The organism is Escherichia sp. Lx600-2, from assembly GCF_036662595.1.
GTDB classification, from domain to species: domain Bacteria; phylum Pseudomonadota; class Gammaproteobacteria; order Enterobacterales; family Enterobacteriaceae; genus Escherichia; species Escherichia coli.
Genome location: NZ_JAYQWM010000178.1, coordinates 1 through 2,882 on the forward strand (window position 1 = coordinate 1; position 2,882 = coordinate 2,882).

The following is a 2,882-nucleotide window of genomic DNA, read 5'->3' on the forward strand; positions in this document are numbered from 1 at the left end:
AGATCATAGTGCGATGGGGGAGTTAAAGAGAGTTTTTTGTGAGTTAGCCCGACAATTTAATGAAAGCAAAAAAATTACCTATCTTTTGCTTAGTATCGATGAATGAACATAAGCAAAAAATAGGTAAAAAATAAATAATAATGTGTCTTTTTAGCCCGTCTGACTACTGGCATTCCGCCGTTAAAGTTCTTACTGGCGAATCTGCAGTAACTGCAATCGTGTCTAATGCAGAATAGTTAATGGTACACTGACCCGATTGACCACCCCATTTAACGTTAATACGACCAGTATTTGGTAACCCACTCATGTAAAGTTGGCCATTTGAACCCACAATTCCGGTATTGATATCGTTTTCATCGTCTTCTGATACTAACGTCGCGATCGCCCCAAAAGGTGGGATTTTCCCCGTGGCTTTCAGATTAATAATCGCTTGATAACCAATTTTGGTTTTAAACCTACGCTTAATAACCGCCCCTTCCGTTGGATATACCATCATCGAGGTGTCTTTAAAGGTCGTATCATCCGGTAATGTGTTCACATTAACCGCAATTTGGTTAGCCGTGTTACTGGATAACTGAGGAATAATGGCATTCCCAAAGCGGTCAAATTGCGCGCCAGAGGATAATGACGCCCCTTTTGCCCCCTCTGCGGTGATAATCGCAATCGTATCCCCCACGTTTGGCGATAATGTGACCCCATCTGAATGCGCAACTACACCGCCACTTAGGGTACCGTTCATTGAGCGACTCATATCTGAATAGCTGTAACCGGCTGATAATGTTGCATTATTCGCGGAGTAAGTCCCATTCAGGCTTCCCCCGTAATTGTTATTATAACTGTCATAGTTCTGATAAAGACCATAACTAAAGCGGCTATTCATCGCGCTACCAGTTAACCCTACTTGATGACGAGTTTCACCGTGCTGATCTACACTGACCCCATAACGCGCGCTCATGGTTTGTGCCATTTCACTGTTCGTCAATAAGCTGAGCGGCACAGACACATCAAAGGAAACCACGCGGTTCTCAGGCCAAGTATTGTTATAGCTCTTCACGCGGTCAACCATATAACTGAGACTATAAGAAACCCCTTTATAGTTATTGTTATAAGACATCCCAACCGAGGTATTTGAGTTTTGGCCGCCCCAATAAGTATTTTTTGACGCTCTTAAAGAAAGGGAACCATAAGAGTCAAAAGATTGGTTAATTGAGGTTTGGAAACTATAACGTTGACGCGCTCCCGTCCAAGGCGCTAAGTCATCTTTAATCGCATAACCGGCATTATTGTAATCTGAGAACGAATAGAAGTTCTCAGAGGTATAACGTAATGCCGTTAAGTCAAATGAGGTCCCTGTTGACAACAAACTTTTTGAGTAACGGATACGATAGGATTGCCCTTTGAGGCTTTTCCCTGAAAATCGAGCATCCGAGTGGGTAATATCGGTAGATAACGCCCCTAATACACCCAACGATAAGCCGACCCCACCCACAAAGGAGTTATACCCATTAGAAACTAACACCCCACCATAGGTGGTAATGTTATGTGGTAGCCCGATGCTGAAGGAACCAAGCGTAAAGTTTTTCCGCTCAGAGTCCACGGCAATTCCGCCATTGTAACGACCCGCGGAAATTTCATAATTATAAGCGCCTTGGCGCTCCATCATTGGCAGCGAGGAATAAGCCTGAGTGAAAACAGTTTGTTTGCCATTTTCTTCTTCAACCGTGACTTCCATATCCCCGGCTAAGCCGCTGGCAGGGATGTCACGAATAATAAAACGCCCAGGCGCCACAAAAGTTTGGTAGACCACACTGCCGTTCTGGCGCACAGTGACAGTCGCATTGGTGTTCGCCACCCCTTCCACTATAGGTGCAAACCCTTGCATACTGCTAGGGTCAAGCTGAGGGTTTGATTTTAGCGTGGCGCCTTTCATAGGAATGGCGTCAAAAATATTCCCGCCTGTCGAGATTTCCCCGGCTTTTAGCGTTGATTTAATCGCATTAATGGTGCGATAGATATAAGTATTGGAAAAGTTGGAGTCACTTGTGCTGGAAGACCCACTGCTTTTACTGTAGTTATATAAATAACTCGTTCTTAGGCGCCATGGCCCCATGTTGATCCCTGCATTGATATTACTAAACAGAGAATCACTGGTTCCTGCTTTTTGGTGATATTTGCCCAGTTGGCGGTTATTACTGTAGTTAAAGACATAGTCCATCACTAACGCAGTAACACCATCATCGCGCAATTCAGGCGGTACATAGCCTGCAAAGTTTGGCACCATGGCAATTTGAGGGACGGATAAATTCACCGTCAGCGTTTGTACATCAAAGGTGATGGCAGCATCGGCAATGTAACTGGATAAGTTTTCAATCTTCGTGTCTTCACTCAAATCTCTTAACTTGGGCAGAGATGCCGTATTAACACCCAGTTTTTTCAGTTCGCCGACTGTAAAGACGGGGGCAACATGACCATCTTGCTGTTTTTCAAATGCGAGATTAAATTCCCCTGACGGGATCATGTTAACATTAACGACCACGTCATAGACGCCGGGCGTTAATGTATTGTTATCCGCAAAGTCATTTAAATCGAGTTGAGAAACGTCTATCCCACTGCCGTGCATTAATAGGCCGGGGTCAAAATACGATTCGGCATGCATAAAAGAGGGGGCCATTGCATAGCAACAAATAAAGACCTCTAATGCAATTAATTTTATTTTTATCCCTTTCACTGCATCACCTTTCGTTATTTATTCTTGTTATTTATGTTTCAATCGATGTTTATTCTATGGATTGAGGAGGTAATTCCATTAAATATTCATCGGTAAATCGCCATTCTATTTTTCCAGCTTGCGAGTGAACTTCATTTGTTTCGCTAAATAGTTT

Annotated in this window: 1 protein-coding gene; it reads right to left on the reverse strand. The window is 43.5% G+C overall.

What is annotated here, in order from left to right:
- Positions 1–163 precede the first annotated feature (163 nt).
- The gene (locus OQV04_RS24010; protein WP_198860877.1) at positions 164–2,728 is read right to left on the reverse strand and encodes a fimbria/pilus outer membrane usher protein; all 2,565 of its coding nucleotides are present in this window, start codon (positions 2,726–2,728) and stop codon (positions 164–166) included.
- Positions 2,729–2,882 lie beyond the last annotated feature (154 nt).